Below are 379 nucleotides of genomic sequence, written 5' to 3' on the forward strand. Positions count from 1 at the left end.
CACACCCCGGCCGGCTTCGATCGGAACAGGTGGCCGCCTTCAATCGGAATCCGTGGCCAGCTTCGTCGGAATCCGCAATGGAAGGGGCGCCGGCATGGGCGGCGAGGACCTCGGCGCTGGGCGAGGGCGTGGAGCCCGCAGCAGATCGCCGAACGGCTGCGACTGGATTTCCCGGACGATGGTGCGATGCGGATCAGCCATGAGACCATCTACCAGGCGCTCTACGTCCAAGGTCGCGGCGCGCTGCGACGCGAGTTGACGGCGTGCCTTCGGACCGGTCGGGCGCTACGGGTGCCGAGGGCGCGGACACGGGGCCGAGGCAAGTCGCATGTCGGGCCGGAGGTGATGATCAGCGAGCGGCCTTCGGAGGCAGAGGACC

1 pseudogene is annotated in these 379 nt (G+C 69.4%); it reads left to right on the forward strand.

Features of this window, described 5'->3' with window-relative positions:
- Nucleotides 1-379 (forward strand): annotated as a pseudogene (locus G3576_RS31060) (IS30 family transposase); the annotation flags it as partial.

Source organism: Falsiroseomonas algicola, from assembly GCF_011040385.1.
Lineage (GTDB): Bacteria > Pseudomonadota > Alphaproteobacteria > Acetobacterales > Acetobacteraceae > Falsiroseomonas > Falsiroseomonas algicola.